The sequence below is a fragment of the Pseudomonas sp. FBCC-B1667 genome, assembly GCF_059133255.1.
The window spans coordinates 6,628,876-6,646,848 of record NZ_CP101437.1; the positions used below are offsets into that span (position 1 = coordinate 6,628,876).

At 56.3% G+C, this 17,973-nt stretch carries 19 protein-coding genes, 1 tRNA gene and 2 pseudogenes; 20 read left to right on the forward strand and 2 right to left on the reverse strand.

Annotation, left to right across the window (positions count from 1 at the left end):
- Nucleotides 1–67 precede the first annotated feature (67 nt).
- From NL116_RS30595 to NL116_RS30605, 3 genes are read left to right on the forward strand one after another with little or no spacing between them, the layout of a single operon-like run.
- Nucleotides 68–1,042 carry an alpha/beta hydrolase family protein gene (locus tag NL116_RS30595; protein ID WP_494375295.1) on the forward strand — a complete coding sequence of 325 codons (975 nt, stop codon included), beginning with the start codon at nucleotides 68–70 and terminating at the stop codon, nucleotides 1,040–1,042.
- Nucleotides 1,043–1,072: 30 nt separating this feature from the next.
- The gene (locus NL116_RS30600) at nucleotides 1,073–1,489 is read left to right on the forward strand and encodes a hypothetical protein (protein ID WP_494375296.1); all 417 of its coding nucleotides are present in this window, start codon (nucleotides 1,073–1,075) and stop codon (nucleotides 1,487–1,489) included.
- A gap of 6 nt (nucleotides 1,490–1,495) precedes the next feature.
- Nucleotides 1,496–1,948, forward strand: a complete 453-nt coding sequence (locus NL116_RS30605) for a hypothetical protein (RefSeq protein WP_494375297.1) — start codon at nucleotides 1,496–1,498, stop codon at nucleotides 1,946–1,948.
- Nucleotides 1,949–2,128: 180 nt separating this feature from the next.
- Here NL116_RS30605 and gabP read toward each other — a convergent pair whose 3' ends face one another.
- Nucleotides 2,129–3,520: a GABA permease gene (gene gabP / locus NL116_RS30610; RefSeq protein ID WP_494375298.1), complete on the reverse strand. Its 1,392-nt coding sequence runs from the start codon at nucleotides 3,518–3,520 to the stop codon at nucleotides 2,129–2,131.
- A 551-nt stretch (nucleotides 3,521–4,071) separates the two neighbouring features.
- Between gabP and NL116_RS30615 the strand changes: the two genes are divergently transcribed.
- The 17 genes and pseudogenes from NL116_RS30615 (at nucleotide 4,072) to NL116_RS30695 (ending at nucleotide 16,555) form a co-directional block, all read left to right on the forward strand.
- Entirely contained in the window at nucleotides 4,072–4,845 is a 774-nt protein-coding gene (locus tag NL116_RS30615; RefSeq protein ID WP_007897462.1) for an ABC transporter ATP-binding protein, read from the forward strand.
- A gap of 13 nt (nucleotides 4,846–4,858) precedes the next feature.
- Complete coding sequence (locus NL116_RS30620; protein ID WP_494375299.1) at nucleotides 4,859–5,605, forward strand: ABC transporter substrate-binding protein; 747 nt, start codon at nucleotides 4,859–4,861, stop codon at nucleotides 5,603–5,605.
- A gap of 78 nt (nucleotides 5,606–5,683) precedes the next feature.
- Entirely contained in the window at nucleotides 5,684–6,379 is a 696-nt protein-coding gene (locus NL116_RS30625; protein WP_027922191.1) for an ABC transporter permease, read from the forward strand.
- Nucleotides 6,376–7,065, forward strand: a complete 690-nt coding sequence (locus NL116_RS30630) for an ABC transporter permease (RefSeq protein WP_494375300.1) — start codon at nucleotides 6,376–6,378, stop codon at nucleotides 7,063–7,065. Before NL116_RS30625 ends, NL116_RS30630 begins: the two co-directional genes overlap by 4 nt.
- Nucleotides 7,046–8,275, forward strand: coding sequence for a methyltransferase (locus NL116_RS30635; protein ID WP_494375301.1), 1,230 nt, complete (start codon nucleotides 7,046–7,048; stop codon nucleotides 8,273–8,275). The genes NL116_RS30630 and NL116_RS30635 overlap by 20 nt, the downstream gene beginning before the upstream one ends.
- 343 nt (nucleotides 8,276–8,618) lie before the next feature.
- Nucleotides 8,619–9,443, forward strand: a complete 825-nt coding sequence (locus NL116_RS30640) for an FkbM family methyltransferase (RefSeq protein ID WP_494375302.1) — start codon at nucleotides 8,619–8,621, stop codon at nucleotides 9,441–9,443.
- A gap of 77 nt (nucleotides 9,444–9,520) precedes the next feature.
- Nucleotides 9,521–9,596, forward strand: a tRNA-Thr gene (locus tag NL116_RS30645).
- A 92-nt stretch (nucleotides 9,597–9,688) separates the two neighbouring features.
- Entirely contained in the window at nucleotides 9,689–10,261 is a 573-nt protein-coding gene (locus tag NL116_RS30650; protein ID WP_494375303.1) for a hypothetical protein, read from the forward strand.
- Nucleotides 10,262–10,890: 629 nt separating this feature from the next.
- Nucleotides 10,891–11,628: a hypothetical protein gene (locus NL116_RS30655; RefSeq protein WP_494375304.1), complete on the forward strand. Its 738-nt coding sequence runs from the start codon at nucleotides 10,891–10,893 to the stop codon at nucleotides 11,626–11,628.
- 247 nt (nucleotides 11,629–11,875) lie between these two features.
- Nucleotides 11,876–12,208 (forward strand): IS66-like element accessory protein TnpA, encoded by a 333-nt coding sequence (tnpA, locus tag NL116_RS30660; RefSeq protein WP_494375305.1) that lies wholly within the window; start codon nucleotides 11,876–11,878, stop codon nucleotides 12,206–12,208.
- Nucleotides 12,205–12,540, forward strand: a complete 336-nt coding sequence (tnpB, locus tag NL116_RS30665) for an IS66 family insertion sequence element accessory protein TnpB (protein WP_494375306.1) — start codon at nucleotides 12,205–12,207, stop codon at nucleotides 12,538–12,540. Before tnpA ends, tnpB begins: the two co-directional genes overlap by 4 nt.
- Nucleotides 12,541–12,603: 63 nt before the next feature.
- Nucleotides 12,604–13,152: pseudogene (locus NL116_RS30670) on the forward strand (transposase); the annotation flags it as partial.
- A gap of 14 nt (nucleotides 13,153–13,166) precedes the next feature.
- Nucleotides 13,167–13,277 (forward strand): transposase domain-containing protein, encoded by a 111-nt coding sequence (locus NL116_RS30675; protein ID WP_494375307.1) that lies wholly within the window; start codon nucleotides 13,167–13,169, stop codon nucleotides 13,275–13,277.
- A gap of 55 nt (nucleotides 13,278–13,332) precedes the next feature.
- Nucleotides 13,333–13,839 carry a GNAT family N-acetyltransferase gene (locus NL116_RS30680; RefSeq protein WP_494375308.1) on the forward strand — a complete coding sequence of 169 codons (507 nt, stop codon included), beginning with the start codon at nucleotides 13,333–13,335 and terminating at the stop codon, nucleotides 13,837–13,839.
- A 570-nt stretch (nucleotides 13,840–14,409) separates the two neighbouring features.
- On the forward strand, nucleotides 14,410–14,619 hold the full coding sequence (locus NL116_RS30685; RefSeq protein WP_494375309.1) for a hypothetical protein: 210 nt from the start codon (nucleotides 14,410–14,412) through the stop codon (nucleotides 14,617–14,619).
- 733 nt (nucleotides 14,620–15,352) lie between these two features.
- A pseudogene (locus tag NL116_RS30690) lies at nucleotides 15,353–15,571 on the forward strand (MFS transporter); the annotation flags it as partial.
- 87 nt (nucleotides 15,572–15,658) lie between these two features.
- Nucleotides 15,659–16,555: an EamA family transporter gene (locus NL116_RS30695; protein ID WP_494375310.1), complete on the forward strand. Its 897-nt coding sequence runs from the start codon at nucleotides 15,659–15,661 to the stop codon at nucleotides 16,553–16,555.
- Nucleotides 16,556–17,159: 604 nt separating this feature from the next.
- On the opposite strand, the gene NL116_RS30700 is transcribed toward NL116_RS30695, so the two are convergent.
- Nucleotides 17,160–17,465 carry a hypothetical protein gene (locus NL116_RS30700; protein WP_494375311.1) on the reverse strand — a complete coding sequence of 102 codons (306 nt, stop codon included), beginning with the start codon at nucleotides 17,463–17,465 and terminating at the stop codon, nucleotides 17,160–17,162.
- Nucleotides 17,466–17,973 lie beyond the last annotated feature (508 nt).

A 17,973-nucleotide genomic window follows, 5' to 3' on the forward strand; every position in this document is an offset into this window, starting at 1 on the left:
ATGGGCGGATTGCCCACCCGCACCACCAAGACTATCGTTGGCACCTACGCGCAAAGGTACGTCACCGATGAATTTCAAGGACACGCCTGCACTGGCGCCTGCTCAGATCGAGCGACCATTGCCTGCCACCCTGCCCGGCGCCCCCTTCACGGAGTCCGCCGCAGACGGCTTCATCCTCGGTGGCTTCACCTGGCAGCACAGTTCGCCAGACCCGGCCCGCCCCGTCGTGATCATCAACGCCGCAACCTCGGTTCGCTGCCGCCATTACTCACGCTTTGCCGATTACCTGTTCGCCAACGGATTCGATGTCATCACCTACGACTACCGGGGCATCGGCGACTCTCGTCCCGCCTCGCTCAAAAATCTCGATGCGTCATGGACCGACTGGGGCGAGCTGGACTTTGAAGCGATGCTCAAGCGCGCTGAGCGCGAATTCCCCGGTCAGCCCATCGATGTCGTCGGCCACAGCTTTGGTGGCTGTGCAGCAGGCCTGGGAGCGTCCGGGCATGTCATTCGACGGATGGTGACGGTCGGCGCGCAATTCGCTTACTGGCGCGACTATGCGCCCGCCCATCGCTGGCGCATGTTCAGCAAGTGGCATGTGCTGATGCCGTTGATGACGATGTTCCACGGCTACTTCCCCGGCAAGCGCCTCGGCTGGCTGGAAGACACACCCGCCGGCGTTGTTCGCGACTGGAGCACGCCCACCGACCGCTTTGAAACACGCCCCAGCGGCCGGCGCCTGCATAGCGAAACCGGTCGATTACCCTTCGAACGCGTCAGCGCAAACATCCTCGCGATCAGCGTCAGCGACGATCCATACGGTACGATTTCTGCCATCGAACGCCTGCTCGACTACTTCACTCACAGCATCCGCACTCATCTGCGAATCACCCCGCAAGACATCGACGAAAAAGAAGTCGGACATTTCGCCTTTTTTCGCAGCGCATACCAAGCCACACTATGGCCCATTGCATTGTACTGGCTGCAAAACGCCGAACTGGCCCCCGACACACCCGGGCGGCAAGTCCCGCGCAGCTGAGCCCTCCCAACGAATGATGGAAAGACGTCCATGGCCTCCGCCAACAAGCAGCACAAACGCGCCACCCGCGCCAAAGCCAAGGCCAAGCAAAACCGCACCCAACGGGCTGCCGCACCGGTCGAGCTGGACCCGAACGATGATCGCATCGACTTCGAATCGGTGGACCTGACCGAGCTGTTCAAGAAAATGATCGACGCCGAAAAGACCAATCAGCAAGCGATGTGCATAGCCTTCCTGGAAGACCCGCTACTGGAACTGGTCTATGAGCAGGAAGGCGAAGAAGGCGCGATGGACTTCATCCTCGCCGCACTGATCGAGTACCGCCAATGGTCGACCGAAGTCGACGAGGCCGGCGCCCTGGCGTGGATCGAATCACCAGCCTTCCAGGCTGATTATGTCGCAGCGTCCGATATCATCGCCGCGCAAACCCAACAGAAAACAAACTGAGCTCCCATGGCATCCCTGAACAAGCAACAGAAACGCGCCAAGCGCGCAAAGGCCAAAGCCAAGCAAATCAACATCCACGGCCGCAAACCTGCCGCGCTGGACGATGAGCCGGACGAAATCGGCGAGCCGATCCCGGAATACACGCTGGCGATGTTCAGCAAGATGCACGACGCCGAAGCCACCAGCCGCAGCGACATGCTTCAGGTCCTGCTGTCGGACCTCGCGGGCATCATCAGCGACCATCCAGACTTGCTGGACATGGAAAACGCCGACAACGAAGCCATGGCCGCCACCCACTTGGCCGCCGACATGCTACTCGACTATCGCATGTGGGCTGATGGCATGGACCGGGAAACGGCTCAAGCCTGGCTGACCGATCCGCAGTTCATCACCGACTTCGGTCATGCCCTGGACAGCTATCGTCAGGCGCTGGATGCGCAGGAAGAAAAGAGCGAGTAAACGCGATTGGCAGAAACAAAAAACGGCCGCTCGTCATCACTGACAGCGGCCGTTTTTTGCAACCTTCAAACCAACAATCAGGCAGCAAAGCACCTGAATGAAAGCAAAAAAACGACCGCGATCATCTCTGATGGCGGTCGTTTCGATGCTTCAACAACAAACGGCTTGAGTTAGATCCACTCAGCGCGCCAACGCTGCGCCCAGCTTCTCATTGTGACGACGGCGAGCTACCAGCACGCCCGCCGCGACCACCAACAGCGCCAGCAGGCCGGTGGCGAGAATTTCTACGCGATGCGCCTCCTGGAACAACATGATGGTCAGGGCTGCCACGATGAAAATGATCACCGCGTAGGTCAGGCCAGGAAACAGCCACATGCTGAAGGCGATTTTTTCACCGCGCGCCATGCGCTGTTTGCGCATACGCAGTTGCGAAATGGCGATCACCAGGTACACCAGCAGCGCGATGGCGCCGGAGCTGGCCAGCAGGAATTCAAACACAGCGGCCGGGGCCACGTAGTTGGCGAACACGGCGAGGAACGCAGCACCGGTGGACAGCATAACGGCCCAGTACGGCGTGCCGCTCTTGTTGGTGCGCTGGGAAACGGCCGGCGCATCACCGCGCTTGCCCAGGGAGAACATCATGCGCGAGGCGGTGTACAGCGCCGAGTTCAGGCAGCTGGTTACCGCAACCAGAACCACGATGTCGACGATCAGCTTGGCGTTCGGGATGCCCATGCGCTCAAGCACAGTCTGGTAGGAGCCAACGCTGGCCAGGATCGGGTCGTTCCATGGCACCAGGGCCACAACGATGAAGATCGATACGAGGTAGAACAAGCCGATCCGCCAGATCACCGAATTGGTGGCCTTGGAGATTTGCTGGCCCGGGTTCTTCGATTCCGCGGCCGCGATGGTCACGATCTCGGTGCCCATGAAGGAGAACATGGTGGTCAGGATCGCGCCCAGTACCGCGCCCATGCCGTTTGGCAGGAAGCCCTGGGTGTCGAACAGGTGCGAAACGCCGCTGACCTGGCTGCTCGGCAAGAAGCCGAAGATCGCCAGAACACCGAGGACGATGAAACCGATGATGGCCACGACCTTGATCAGGGCGAACCAGAATTCGAACTCACCGTAGTTCTTTACGCTGAACAGGTTAGTCACGGTCAGCAGCAGGGTGATGATCAGCGTGAAAGCCCAGATCGCCACGTTCGGAAACCAGGCGTGCAGGATGGTCGCGGCGGCGTTGGCTTCCAGCGGGATAACCAAGACCCAGAACCACCAGTACAACCAGCCGATGGTGAAACCGGCCCAGTGACCGATCGCGCGATCGGCATACGTCGAGAAGGAGCCGGTGTCCGGCGAAGCAACAGCCATTTCGCCGAGCATGCGCATCACCAGCACGACCAGCATGCCAGCAGCGGCGTAGGCCAACAGCACGGCCGGGCCTGCGGCAGCGATGGCGTGACCCGAGCCTACGAACAAGCCGGCGCCGATTACCCCGGCGATCGACAGCATGGTCACATGACGCGGTTTGAGCCCCTGTTCGAGGCCATTGGAGCTTGGGGTACTGCTCATTGAAACTACCTTTGTAAGGAAAAACGACTGCGTGCATTCCGCATCAATCTCTTTCTCGTAAAAAGAAACCAACGGGGCGTTCTTGATTCTGCACGCAATAATTGCGCCAAAATGTTTCAAAGCCCTCTACCGCGGCGATCACATCCAGACCGGACAGTCATCGCAAGTCATTGAAAGTAATGGCACTTTGCCAAAGCGTTACCCTGCGACTCACTTCAAGAACGAATAGGCGCACCGGAAACACACCTGGAAAAGTCCCGGCGCACAATAAAAGTGCAGATCAGGAACGTTTGGCCGGTTAGCGCTTCCAACACCCCGCCAAAGCTGGCAACATCGCGCCCTTTTTTACATGGCACCCGCCGGGCAACAGGTTCAAACGGCTGTTCGGTTGATAGCAGCGCGACAGTCTGCTGTAGCGATGCGACAACCTGCCACGTCACGTCCGTTTACCGCCCGCAGCGCTGTTGGCTGCCATTCAAACGCTATGCTAGCTTGGCCGCCTCGCCAGGAAGGCCGCCAACAGCAGGAGCGAAACACTATGAGGAACGCACATGGCTGAGGCCACGCCCGCGCTTGAAATCCGCAACTTGCACAAACGCTACGGACAGCTAGAGGTGCTCAAAGGCATCTCGCTGACCGCCCGCGACGGCGACGTGATCTCGATCCTGGGTTCTTCCGGTTCTGGCAAGTCCACGTTCCTGCGTTGCATCAACCTGTTGGAAAACCCGCACCAGGGCCAGATCCTGGTGGCCGGAGAAGAACTCAAACTCAAAGCCGCGAAAAACGGTGAACTGGTCGCGGCCGACGGCAAGCAGATCAACCGCCTGCGCAGCGAGATTGGTTTTGTATTTCAAAACTTTAATCTCTGGCCGCACATGAGCGTGCTCGACAACATCATCGAAGCGCCGCGTCGCGTGCTCGGTCAAAGCAAAGCCGAAGCCATTGAAGTCGCCGAAGCCCTGCTGGCCAAAGTCGGCATCGCCGACAAACGCCATGCCTACCCGGCGCAACTGTCCGGCGGCCAGCAACAACGCGCGGCCATCGCCCGCACGTTGGCGATGCAACCCAAGGTGATTCTGTTCGACGAGCCGACTTCCGCCCTTGACCCGGAAATGGTCCAGGAAGTACTTAATGTCATCCGCGCACTGGCTGAAGAAGGCCGCACCATGTTGCTGGTTACCCATGAAATGGGCTTTGCCCGTCAGGTGTCCAGCGAAGTGGTGTTCCTTCACCAGGGCCTGGTAGAAGAGCAAGGATCGCCACAGCAGGTGTTCGAAAACCCGCTTTCGGCGCGCTGCAAACAATTCATGTCCAGCAACCGCTAACGGAGCTACCCGCATGCAGAACTTCAAAAAAGTCTTCCTGGCTGCCGCCGTCGCCCTGGCGTTCAGCGCCGGTGCCATGGCCGAAACCCTGAAGATGGGCATCGAAGCGGCCTACCCGCCGTTCAACAACAAAGATGCCAGTGGCAATGTCGTCGGCTTCGACAAGGAAATCGGCGACGCCCTGTGCGCCAAGATGAAAGTCGAGTGCACCGTGGTCACCTCTGACTGGGACGGCATCATCCCGGCCCTGAACGCCAAGAAATTCGACTTCCTGATCTCCTCGATGTCGATCACCGACGAGCGCAAGCAAGCGGTCGACTTCACCGACCCCTATTACTCGAACAAGCTGCAATTCATCGCCAAGAAAGACGTCGACTTCAAAACCGACAAAGATGCGCTGAAGGGCAAAGTGATCGGCGCCCAGCGCGCGACTCTGGCCGGCACCTGGCTTGAAGACAACATGCCAGACGTTGAAACCAAGCTCTATGACACCCAGGAAAACGCCTACCTCGACCTGACTTCCGGTCGCCTCGACGGCATCCTGGCGGACAAATACGTCAACTACGAGTGGCTGAAAAGCGACGCCGGCAAGCCTTACGAATTCAAAGGCGACCCGGTGGAAGAAAGCGACAAGATCGGTATCGCCGTACGTAAAGGCGACCCGATCCGCGCGAAGCTGAACCTCGCCCTGAAAGAAATCGTCGAGGATGGCACCTACAAGAAAATCAACGACAAGTACTTCCCGTTCAGCATCTATTGATTCTGACCTGCCGGGCCGGCGCCGTTTACTCACGGCGCCAGTCCATGGCATTGCCTGCCGCGATTTGAAAAGAAACCCATGACTATCGATCTCTACGGATTCGGCCCGGCGCTCGCCGCTGGCGCGCTGATGACTGTGAAACTGGCACTCTCGGCCTTGTGTCTGGGGCTGGTGCTCGGTTTGCTCGGCGCCTTGGCCAAGACATCCCCGTACAAGCCGTTGCAATGGCTTGGCGGCACTTATTCGACACTGGTTCGCGGTATCCCGGAATTGCTATGGGTGCTGTTGATCTATTTCGGCACGGTTAACCTGATGCGTGCCTTGGGCGAGTTTTTCGGCAATCCCGACCTTGAACTCAATGCCTTTGCCGCTGGCGTGATCGCCCTGGGCTTGTGCTTCGGCGCCTACGCCACCGAAGTGTTTCGCGGCGCGATTTTGGCGATTCCCAAAGGTCACCGTGAAGCCGGTGTGGCGCTGGGCCTGTCGAAATTCCGCATTTTCACCAAACTGATCATGCCGCAGATGTGGCGCATCGCCCTGCCCGGTCTTGGCAACCTGTTCATGATCCTGATGAAAGACACCGCGCTGGTGTCGGTCATTGGCCTGGAAGAAATCATGCGCCATGCGCAAATCGGCGTGACCGTGTCCAAGCAACCGTTCACCTTCTATATGGTGGCCGCGTTCATGTACCTGGGCCTGACCGTGCTCGCCATGAGCGGCATGCACTTGATGGAACGACGTGCCGCTCGCGGCTTCGCGAGGAGCACCCAATGAACTGGGAAGTCATCATCAAATGGCTGCCGAAACTGGCCCAAGGCGCAACGCTGACCCTGGAACTGGTAGCCATCGCCGTCATCGCCGGTTTGCTGCTGGCGATTCCGTTGGGCATCGCGCGTTCGTCGCGGCTCTGGTACGTACGGGCATTTCCCTACGGCTACATCTTCTTTTTCCGCGGCACGCCGTTGCTCGTTCAGTTGTTCCTCGTCTATTACGGCCTGGCGCAGTTTGATGCAGTTCGTAACAGCTCGATGTGGCCGTACCTGCGCGATCCGTTCTGGTGCGCCACCGCGACCATGACCCTGCACACCGCGGCCTACATCGCCGAGATCTTGCGCGGCGCGATCCAGGCGATTCCACCTGGCGAGATCGAGGCCGCGCGAGCGCTGGGCATGTCCCGGCCCAAGGCGCTGTTCTACATCATCCTGCCGCGCGCCGCGCGCATCGGCCTGCCGGCCTACAGCAACGAAGTGATCCTGATGCTCAAGGCCAGCGCCCTGGCCAGTACCGTGACGTTGCTGGAACTGACCGGCATGGCCCGCACCATCATTGCCCGGACCTATCTGCCGGTGGAGATCTTCTTCGCCGCGGGCCTGTTCTATCTGTTGATGGCTTACGTGCTGGTTCGTGGCTTCAAGCTGCTGGAGCGCTGGTTGCGCGTCGATGCCTGCCAAGGGCGCTGACGCCTGCGTGCTGACGGGCGAGGACCTGCTCGCCCGTTTCACCGCGCTGGATGCTTTCCTGATCGAGCATCAAGCGCTGTGGAAGCCTCGTCCGTTTACGCATCTTCACCTGCCTTGGGAAACGTCCTACCCGGAGTTGGCGCTTTGGCTACGGGGACGGTCGCTGGACAACGCAGAACTTGCCCATAACCAACCGTGTTTGCTGGATGCGCCGGAGCCGTTTACTTCATTGGCGGCGTTGTCGCTTGAGTTGAGTTCTGTGGGTGAGTTGCCGACGCATTCGCTGCAAGCGGCCGGGCATCGGCTGAACGTCGATGTACCGGGGCGCAAGTGGCAACAGATCGAGGCGTTCGCCCGTCGTCTGTCGTTTGCGACGCCGCCGACGCATTGGCTGGATTGGTGTTCGGGCAAGGGTCACTTGGGTCGGCGTTTGCTGCAAACCGGGCAACAACTGACCTGTCTGGAATATGACCCGGCGCTGGTGGCCAGCGGACAGGCGCTCAGCCAGCGTCATCAATTGCGGGCGCTGCACGTCGAACAGGATGTGCTCGCGCCTGGCGCCGCGCATTTATTGAAGGTTGATCAGACACCGGTGGCGCTGCATGCCTGCGGTGATCTGCATGTGCGGTTGATCCAGCTCGCCAGCGCGACAGGCTGCAAGCAACTGGCTGTCGCGCCGTGCTGTTATAACCGGATCAATCACTCGGCCTATCAGCCGCTTTCCTCAATCGGTTTACGATCCGGCCTGCAACTGTCCCTCGACGATCTCGCCCTTCCCATGAGCGAAACCGTCACCGCCGGCGCCCGCGTGCGACGTCAGCGCGACACCTCTATGGCTCGGCGCCTGGGTTTCGACTTGTTGCAACGGCAACTGCGCGGCGTTGATGAATACCTGCCCACCCCTTCCCTGCCGAGCGCTTGGCTGGACAAATCCTTCGCCGAGTACTGCCACCATCTGGCCGCATTGAAAGAGTTATCCACAGTCGGCTCGCAAGAGTGGTCCGCTCTCGAAGCCGCCGGCTGGCAGCGATTGGCGCACGTACGTAATCTGGAGCTGCTGCGCGGTCTTTTCCGACGCCCATTGGAGCTTTGGCTGGTACTCGACCGCGCCCTTTTCCTTGCCGATCAGGGTTACACCGTCCGCCTCGGCACCTTCTGCGAAACACCGCTCACGCCGCGTAATTTCCTGCTTTTGGCGGAACGCCCGTAAAACCCACAGCCTGTGGATAACTCTGTTGATGAAAATATCATGGATCCAATATCCACGGCTGTTTCAGGGGTGAAACGCAACTGTTCATTTTTCGTACACTCACGAAAAAATCCTGAAAAACAGGGATTTGCGAACAAATGAGAACAGGTCCACAAAAACGCCAGTGAGCGCAGAATGCCACCGCCGCTGTTGTGCATAAGCATTCAATGCAAAGGACATAAGCGCCTAAACCCGGACGTCACGCAGGGAAAATTGCACCTCCACTCGACTCTTGTTATACAAACACGCAAGGACGCCGTCAGCGCGGCCATGAACAAGAAAATTCGACCGACAGGATGCGACAGTGACGTTCATTTCCTACGCACAGAACTTCGAAGACATACGCCTCTGGCGCGCCCTGAAAACCGTCGAGAACGGCTTCTATATCGACGTTGGCGCCAACGATCCGACCCATGACTCGGTCACCAAAGCGTTCTACGACCACGGCTGGACCGGCATCAACGTCGAACCGATGCCCAACTATTACAACGCCTTGTGTCAGCAGCGGCCCAAAGACACCAACCTGCAATGCGTGGCCGGCGAAAGCGCCGACAGCCTGACTTTCTACGGCATCGCCGGCACCGGCCTCTCGACCGTCGACCCGGCGATGGCGCAAATGCACAAAGACGCCGGCATGGACGTGCGCAGCCAAACCGTGCAGTCCCGCACCCTGACCTCCATTTGCGAAGAACACGCCCAGGGCCGCCCGATCCACTTCCTGAAAATCGACGTCGAAGGCCACGAAGAAACCGTCCTGCGCGGCATGGACTTCACCCGGTGGCGGCCGTGGGTCATCCTCATCGAAACCCCGTGGGACCGCGACCAGACCTGGGAAACCCTCGTCACCGGTGCCGGCTACCACTCCATCCTGTTCGACGGCATCAACACCTACTACCTCGCCGAAGAGCACCTGAACCTCAAACCCGCCTTCGACATTCCGCCGTGCAACCTGGACGAATTCCAGTTCTGCAAAGGCCACAACTTCAGCCACCCCATCGGCGACGCCGAACATCAACTCGCCGCCGCCCTGCAACGCGCCGAACAGGCCGAAGCACAGCTGCGCGCGATGCAAAACAGCCGCACCTGGCAAGCCATCCAGAAACTCAAGAAAACCCTGCTGCGCGCCTGACCTGACACCTGCGCAAAAATAGTCTGAATTCAGGGGTTTACAGAACCAATCCAATCGCTATAATCGTCGCCCAACACGCCGGTATAGCTCAGTTGGTAGAGCAACTGACTTGTAATCAGTAGGTCCCGGGTTCGACTCCTGGTGCCGGCACCATACAAAACAAAGGCTCGCAGCAATGCGGGCCTTTTGTTTATCTGCAATACGTAACAAGCCACGTAACAAGAGCCCGCTTTTGGAGTGTGACCATGGATTGGATGCAGTTTGTTTCGGCGCTGATGTCCGCCCTCGCATGGCCGGCCGCAGTTGTAACGGTCGTTTGCCTGCTAAAAAATCCTATCCTGGGGCTCATTCCCAAAATCCGTAGCTTCAAATACGGCGAGTTTCACGTCGACCTCACCGAGGAGTTGAAGGCAGTCCAGGACAGTCTCCCGGGCAAACCTCAAGTACCTTCTGGAGATGAAAAAGCTCCCCTCCCAACTCCTGTTGCTCTTCAACTCGCTGCGTTATCGCCACGAGGAGCCATCCTGCATTCATGGCTTGAAGTTGAAGCGGCCGTAGACAACTTGGTAAACGAACTGGGCATTGAGTTTTCGGCGAAAGTCAGCCCCGTCGTGAAAATGCGAACGCTGCTCGACGAACGAGTCGTAGACCCCCTGATCTATTCAACCTTTCTACAGCTGTCCAAAGTTCGAAACGACGCAGTGCATCTGTCGGATCGGGAGATGGGGTATGAGGACGCCACGATGATGTGGGGATCTTGCTCTTGGCTGATAGAGCGACTGAATGCAGCGTTGCCCCTGGCGAAAGACGAAGACTGACAGCGTCCTTTCGATTGCCGACGATATCTAAATAAGTACGGAAAGGGGCGATTGCCTACTCCTTTTAGCTATTTCAGTCTTTTCATATTGACCCCTCGGAAAACGGTTAGGAAGGTTAGTTTTTGACAGACCGCTCTGAAAGTCATGTCTGAAGCGGCTTTACGGCGACCGCTCTAGGTAAGCTTTTGGTTAGCGATAGGCTATTTCCTAACCTTTATCGATGTAAAAAATTTAAATAATATTATTCTTATAAATCAATATTTTATAAATTAGGTAACCCTTCACCTAACCATAACTAACCCTCCAAAGTTAGCCCGCAAGTCCAGTAAATACGGACCCTCCAGCCGCTCTTAAGCTGCCGACTAAAAACCTAACCCTTTTCCCGAGCCGCCGCTCGAAATCGCAACCTGGTTCTGCCATGAGGCGTCCTTGTATTTACCCCGCTCTTGCAAGTGTATGCAGCTTTTTTCCGCCTTACATACGCGCGCACAGGCCCAGACTAGGCCCGGTTGAGTCGGGGTGCAGCGGTGCAGAAAAAACGACACATTTAGCCCGCCGGTGTGGCGGGGGACGAGTGCGCGCGCCGGGTTAGTTTTAGTATGCTGAGCAGATCAGAGGGAGTTATAGCTATGGGACAAGCAAAGGCTCGAGGGACGGAACAGGAACGTGAAGCACTGGCGAAGGAGGTCGCTTCCCTTGTCTCAGGAGAGAAGTACGTTCTTCAAATGATCGAGGTCAAGAGACGGTTCCGTGCCGCCGATCACATCCTCAACTCCGATATGCCTGTGTCAGGTGATATCGACATCGACAATGAATGTGTTTTTGCTCAAGTAAGGCGAATCGTTGAACTCATTGCCTTCTCGGCCTTGATTGCAGACCGAAGGCACTATCAAGCCCAAAGGGTTCGGGAAGCGGAAAAAAGGGATAGGGATAAGGGCGACTACACCACCGACTGGAAAGCAGCGGAAATTCTTGAGCGTCTAAAAAAGGTCAATAGCGACTTTCTTCCACAATCGGCTGGGGAACCTATCGCGGGTCCAGACAATACAAAGCACGTCCCATATGGCGCTATCGGTCCGAAGACACATCGTGACTTGATCAGCATTTACCAGAACGCTAGTCGTTACATGCATTCGTCGAATCCTTTCACGGAGGATCTGGAAGCGCGCGCATTGCTGAAACTGAAAGAGGCCAGATCCGTTCTCCAGTCAGATCTGGCATTGCTGCGGGGCATCATCTGGAAGCACCGCAAATTGGGTCTAATGCCCGAACGCTCAAAGGAGGCGGGTAAACAATTTGTTTGGCTGGTGAACTTACTCGACAAAGACTCCAATGACGTGGAGATGTATACGGCACTGCAAGATTAATAGCCGCAGCAGGTTCACCCCGCGCCGGAAACTAAAAAGGCCGGAAGCGCACCACCCTCCCCCAACCAATCATTGATCTTGCCGCTTTTGAACCAGCGCTCGTCCTTCCACACGTTAACCTGGTAATAGGTTTCCAGATAAATCGTAAGCGTCCGGCCAAGTCATCTACCCAGCCCCGCAAAGCCAGGACATGGTGTGCACTTAAATTTAAGTGGGCAGCAGTTCTAGCCTTTTAAGCGGGTATTTCATGCAGCCAAAACGCCGTTCCTATTCCAAGTCCTTCAAAGCCCAGGTCATTCAAGAGTGTGCCCAGCCCGGCGCTTCGATTGCCAGCATCGCGCTCAGCCATAGCCTCAATGCAAACCTCGTCCACAAATGGATTCGCCTGCAAACGCAGAACAGCCCGGCGCTGCAACCTGCACTTATTCCATTACCCATGCCGTTGGCCGGAGCAAGTTCGCACGCAGCGTCATCGAATATATGTGTTGAGATCCAGCACCCTCGGGGCACCGTTAAAGTGAGCTGGCCAACTGAAAGTGCTGCCGTCTGCGCGAACTTTCTTCGAGACCTTTTGCGATGATCCGCATCGACGCCATCTGGCTCGCCACCGAACCTATGGACATGCGCGCCGGTACCGAGACGGCACTGGCCAGGGTGATCGCTGTGTTCGGTGCGGCGCAGCCGCACTGTGCTTATCTGTTCGCCAATCGCCGCGCCAATCGCATGAAAGTGCTGGTGCATGACGGCTTCGGAATATGGCTGGCGGCGCGCCGATTGAACCAAGGTAAGTTTCACTGGCCTGGCATTCGTCATGGCTCTGAAATGAAACTGGATACCGAGCAACTTCAGGCCTTAATACTTGGTCTGCCGTGGCAGCGCGTGGGCGCTGGCGGCGCAATCACGATCCTTTAAAACGGCTGTAATTAACGCTTGGGCCTGCTGCCGTAGGCGGTCTGCTTTGGTAAAATCCACCGCATGACTTCCTTGCCCAACCTCGACCAAATGACCCCCGACCAGCTGCGCGCCCTCGCTGCGCAGTTGATGTCGAAGGTCGACACCATGGGCAGAAAGATCCATCGCGATCAAACCATCATCGAACAGCTGACTCACGAAATCGCGATCCTCAAGCGTCACAGGTTTGCCAAGCGCAGCGAGCAGATCAGCCCTGAGCAAGGCAGCTTGCTCGACGATCTGCTTAACACTGATCTTGAGGCTATCGACGCTGAGCTGACGGCACTCCAGCCGGCTCCGGCTCCAGCAGAGGTGCGCCAAAAACCAAAGCGCGCACCGCTGCCGCCGCGGTTTCCACGCACCGTCATTCATCACGAACCAGAAAACACTCAGTGCACTTGCGGTTGCCAGCTTCAGCGCATCGGCGAGGACGTCAGCGAGAAGCTCGATTACACGCCGGGCGTGTTCACCGTTGAGCAACATGTACGTGGAAAATGGGCCTGCCGTCATTGTGAAACGCTGATCCAGGCACCGGTGCCAGCCCAAGTGATCGACAAGGGCATTCCGACCGCATCCAGTCAGCCCGCATGAATGGGCATGATCCGTATGCGTATCTCAAAGATGTGCTGACGCGCCTGCCGACGCAACAGGCGAGCGAGATTGAGCTACTGCTGCCACATCAGTGGGTATCTGGCTGAGTCATGTGAGGTAAGCGGAATACTCGTCCAGCGAATCTTAATGAGAGAAGAAAGCATGCATAACTACCAACTCCGGCTTAGTGGCATAGATGATGTGGCGGACTTATGCCGTATCTCGGCTCAAGCTCGTCTGCGTTACAAGGCCATTCCAAAACTCGCCCATATTGCTGAAACACCTGCACTGCCCCCAGCGAGATTTGAAGCCTGTCGTGTCGTAGTGGCGCTCGATAACGAAAGCCAGAAAATAATTGGCTTTGCGGCAATGCGACCACTGGACGGGCTTTTGTATTTAGACAATATTTCCGTCGACCCAGATGCTTCAGGGAGTGGGATCGGAGCAAAGCTTCTCACAGCAGTCATAGAGCATGCTGAAAGCCGTGGGGTTCAAGCAGTGAGCTTAACAACTTTTCATGAGCCTCCTTGGAATGGCCCCTGGTTCCGCAAACACGGCTTCCGTACGATGCCCAGTGAACACATAGCTGAGGGCTTGAAACAGGTCATGGATCGTCAATGGCTGACATTGGACGCCACAACTCGTGAAACATTGTGGCGTGTCCTATGATTGCTCGATCAACAAGAAAATTGGGCATTACCACCTAACCTAGGGTGTCTTTGCCATTCGCTTACGATCAATCCCCCGACGGACGTACTTCGCCAGGCAAGGTTTCAGACCAATCGCCCGGCGCAGCTAGTTGTCGCGTATCGCTGCCTCTGTCTTTCCGGCCATAGCCCTGGAGTTAAAAGCAGTTGCCCGGGGGAAAGCGGCGACTTTCTGGACTAGTACGCGCGCGAGGCTTCGAGCCCAAGGAGAGGCACCAATCAAGGCCCTGATTTATAGCCTGCGTTAGCCCGGTGTTAGCCCGCACCAAAAAGAATTAAGGCCCACATCGCTGTGAGCCTTTATTTATATGGTGCCGGCACCAGGAGTCGAACCCGGGACCTACTGATTACAAGGAAGGTGCTTTAAACCGTAAAATCAATGACTTACAAGACTTCTTATTACGCTCAAATGAATTGGAGGCCGCGGTTTTTATTAGGCTTCGAATTTCTTATTACGTGGATGATGCACCAGTCTGATTGTCCGTCCTTTATTTTCGAGCTGCTAAACTTTCTGTTTTCATGGAAGAGCTCAATGAACAATTCAGACTTGCTCCCTTCGCTGCTCAGCAAAATTAACGAAAACCAGCTCGCCTTGGAGGCTGCCATCATGGAGCTCACGCTTTGGGTCGAGCAGCGCGGAGCGGCCGAGATCGGCGGCAATATACGCGGCGCCCTTCAGACGATCGACAAGAACGAAGAGTTCATTAAGATGACGCTTGCGGTGATGTTGGCACCGAAGTGACCATTGCGGCCACTGGCAGACCGAGTCTGGCGAATCGCATTACGGGTCAACAGCACATGAACCTTATCGAGCGCATCGCCCAGCTCCGGACGAGCCTTTACTCCAAGGCCGCCAATGCAACGCCCAAGGGGTGCCAAGCCTGTGAGCAGCACATCCCCAACCATGGCCTGCTTGGCGAGCTAAGCACCGACGGGGTTACTGCGTAATGGCTGCGAGTTTGTACGACATGTAACCCTCTATGGGGCACTCCGTATGACTCCTTGCTCCAAACGGAAGTAAAACTAGAGCTTGAAGTGGTTCGATTCCAGAACCACTGAACTGCTTTCACCTCTCGCCGAATAGAAACCGATGATTCTGAAGGCCATTAAAGAACGAGGGGGATTTGATACTTTTCGGAGCAGTACGCGCGCGCCCGCGCGAATACCTCATCATCATGCGGTTTGTCGACTTCAAAACTAATCGGGATCATCCTATTTTTTTGGTCGAAAAAGCCTGTCGATACAGCCCTTCATGAGAGGCAGCAATCGGCTGAAGCGGTCACTCATAATGCCCGTGGTTGACTGCGCCGGACTGTTTAGATGCGCTATTGGAGCAAGCCATTTCTCACGTTGAAGTCGCAACGTATTCCTAGGGAGTGGACACCAAGAGCTGCGACCGCTGTATGACGTTTTGTTAGTCAATCTGTATCTAACGTTTCTCCCTTTGACCGCCCTACTATCGTCCGCTCCATCCTGATTTATACGGTCCGCGCAGCGAGCAGGCACCCATGCTTCTGTTCGCTGTATTGGGCTCGCTGATTTTCAGCGTCTCCCATACTGAACTGGGTCTGATCATTGGTCGCGGTCTGATCGGCTTGGCTGTTGCCGGTTCGCTGAAGAGTGCGATCAAGGCGTGCGCCATCTGGCTGCCCGTTGCATGCCTGCCACTGAGTAGGGCGTGCCTGTTATCAGTAGCGGTCTGGGCGCCTTGCCAGCGCTACAGCTTTGGCGCTGTGGGTTCTTACAAGTCATTTCTCAACGATCATTAAAGGAAGATCAGTATGAAAGCCAGGCACCTACTACTCGCCATCTCGATTACTGCCATTTGGGGCGTGAATTTCTCGGTTATCAAACTGGGCCTCACCACCGTTGATCCGCTGATTCTTGCTGGCATTCGCTTCACGCTATGCGCACTTCCAGCGATTTTTTTCATTCCGAAACCTGATGTGCAGTGGCGCTACATCATTGGTTACGGTCTGGTCTTCGGTATCGGACTTTGGGGCGTCGTTAACCTTGGCATCCAGTCCGGTCTTTCAGCAGGCATCGCTTCGCTGGTGCTTCAATTCAGCGCGTTTTTTACCATTCTGCTGGGCTCATGGATATTCAAGGAAGCGATTTCCCGATTTCAGTACGCGGGCATGGGTCTCGCTCTGTGTGGTCTGCTGAGCATCATCTCCATCGTTGATGGGACAGTAACGACGCTCGGGCTGATTCTGGTGCTGCTGGGAGCGGTCGCCTGGAGTGCGGCCAACGTGATCAACAAAAAAGCCAAGACCAACCAGGTCTTCGCTTTCCTGGTGTGGTCCAGTGCGTTTTCGCCCATCCCTCTTTTCGCACTTGATTACGCTGTTAACGGCTCGACGGGTTACAGCGCATTGGTGAATCAACTCGACTACCGCGCCGTCTTGTCGATCCTGTTCCAGGTATACCCCAATACACTGTTCGGCTACTGGGCATGGAATTCATTGCTGAAACGATATCCAGTGTCTACGGTCGCGCCATTGTCGTTATTGGTGCCGGTATTCGGACTGCTCGGTTCAGTCATGATTTTCAATGAGAATCTGTCAGTGAACAAAATGGTTGCTGTCGTTCTCATCGTGTCGGGTCTTGGCGTCGGCCTATACGGACAGCGCGTCCTCAGTGCGGTGCTCAAGCGTTATGAGCGATGCCCATTGTGATGTAACAGCACGAGCTGTAGACCTTCTGGACATTGCTGAAGCCTAGGGTGACTTCCGTGCTCAAGCTTTAGCAAGACGACATCGTAGATTCATACGATATGGATGCAGAGGATGCGGGGGTCGCCAGTTACAATCGGACAGGGAAAACATTTTCCCCCACGTCGAGAAGTGTGCAAGAGCCCAATCAAGCCAGAATCCTTGGCAAATGCTGGATGACGTTCGAGTAGCATTTGAAGAATCAGGCCTCACGTAACCTTTGAGTCGGGCGCTCCAATTACTCCCTGCCCCAAAGGGCTGCAACCAGCCAGAAGCAGGCATTCGGCATCAAGAACCAACAGTAAAGAAGCGTCGAATGATTTTATCGCGTTGCCGCCTACCAGAATTTCCACCATGGCTTGCGCGGCAGTGGCAGGTCATGAAGGCGTAGGTTCCAGATATGAGGGCATTGTCCCACGGGCAAATCCCGAGGTACTCCTCAAGGACGATCTCCGTGCCTGATAACACAAACTGCAAGATCGCCACCGAAGATGCCCTGACAACTGGTCCATAACAAACGACCTAATCCCAAGAAGCCGAATTCAATTGTCCGATTGCGGTTTGATTGTCAGCAACCATCGCGGAAAAAATCATTCCTTAGGGCTAACCCGAAATAGCCACCAGTTTTTTGAGCGTCGTTCTCAACTCTGGCTGTAGTGCGTCGTTCCTGCTTGAGATAAGCGATGGTAGAAAAGAAACAGGATTCGCACAGATGTATCTCATATTGCTCGCCGTCGTGTAATGCCCCGTAGCCCCATTGCGCATGCAATGTCCCATACTCCAGGTTGCCGCTCTCCAGACGAGCGGAGCGTTCGCATACGTCGCAACGCACATCGATCATTGCATCAACTTCCACACGCCCAGTGATTTTCATCCCAAAAATCCTCCCTCAACACCTCAATTAAGTTTGGACGCTCAAAGCGGTGCCGCTACACCATCGATAGTACTCGGCTCGCGCAGTCTTTGGTTCTGATAGCAACGCGTTGCAGCCGCTGTGACGAACCTTCAGCGTCAGGCAAAGCCGTCGAATGGGTCGTCACCCGAAAAAGGCTTAATAAAGGGGGACTCAGATGCACTCCTTGGCACAGGAGGCAGCGGCCTTTTTAAGATGGCCAGCTCTTCCGTCACCTGGTTCAGCTCAGCAATTTGATGGGATTCCTGAACCTACTACGCCTGGGGCTTCGTATCGCGCTTAATCCAGCCATAGAGACTTTGCACGGGTACGCCCAATCGCGTAGCCATCTCTGAAACAGGGAGTTGCCTTCCGGCCATGATTGACTGCGTGGCTTTTGAAGTCTTGGGGATAACGCTGGTTGCTCATGGCACCTCCCAATGGATCTCATTTTAAGGCGTGGGGATGTATACGAACTAGAGACGATCAG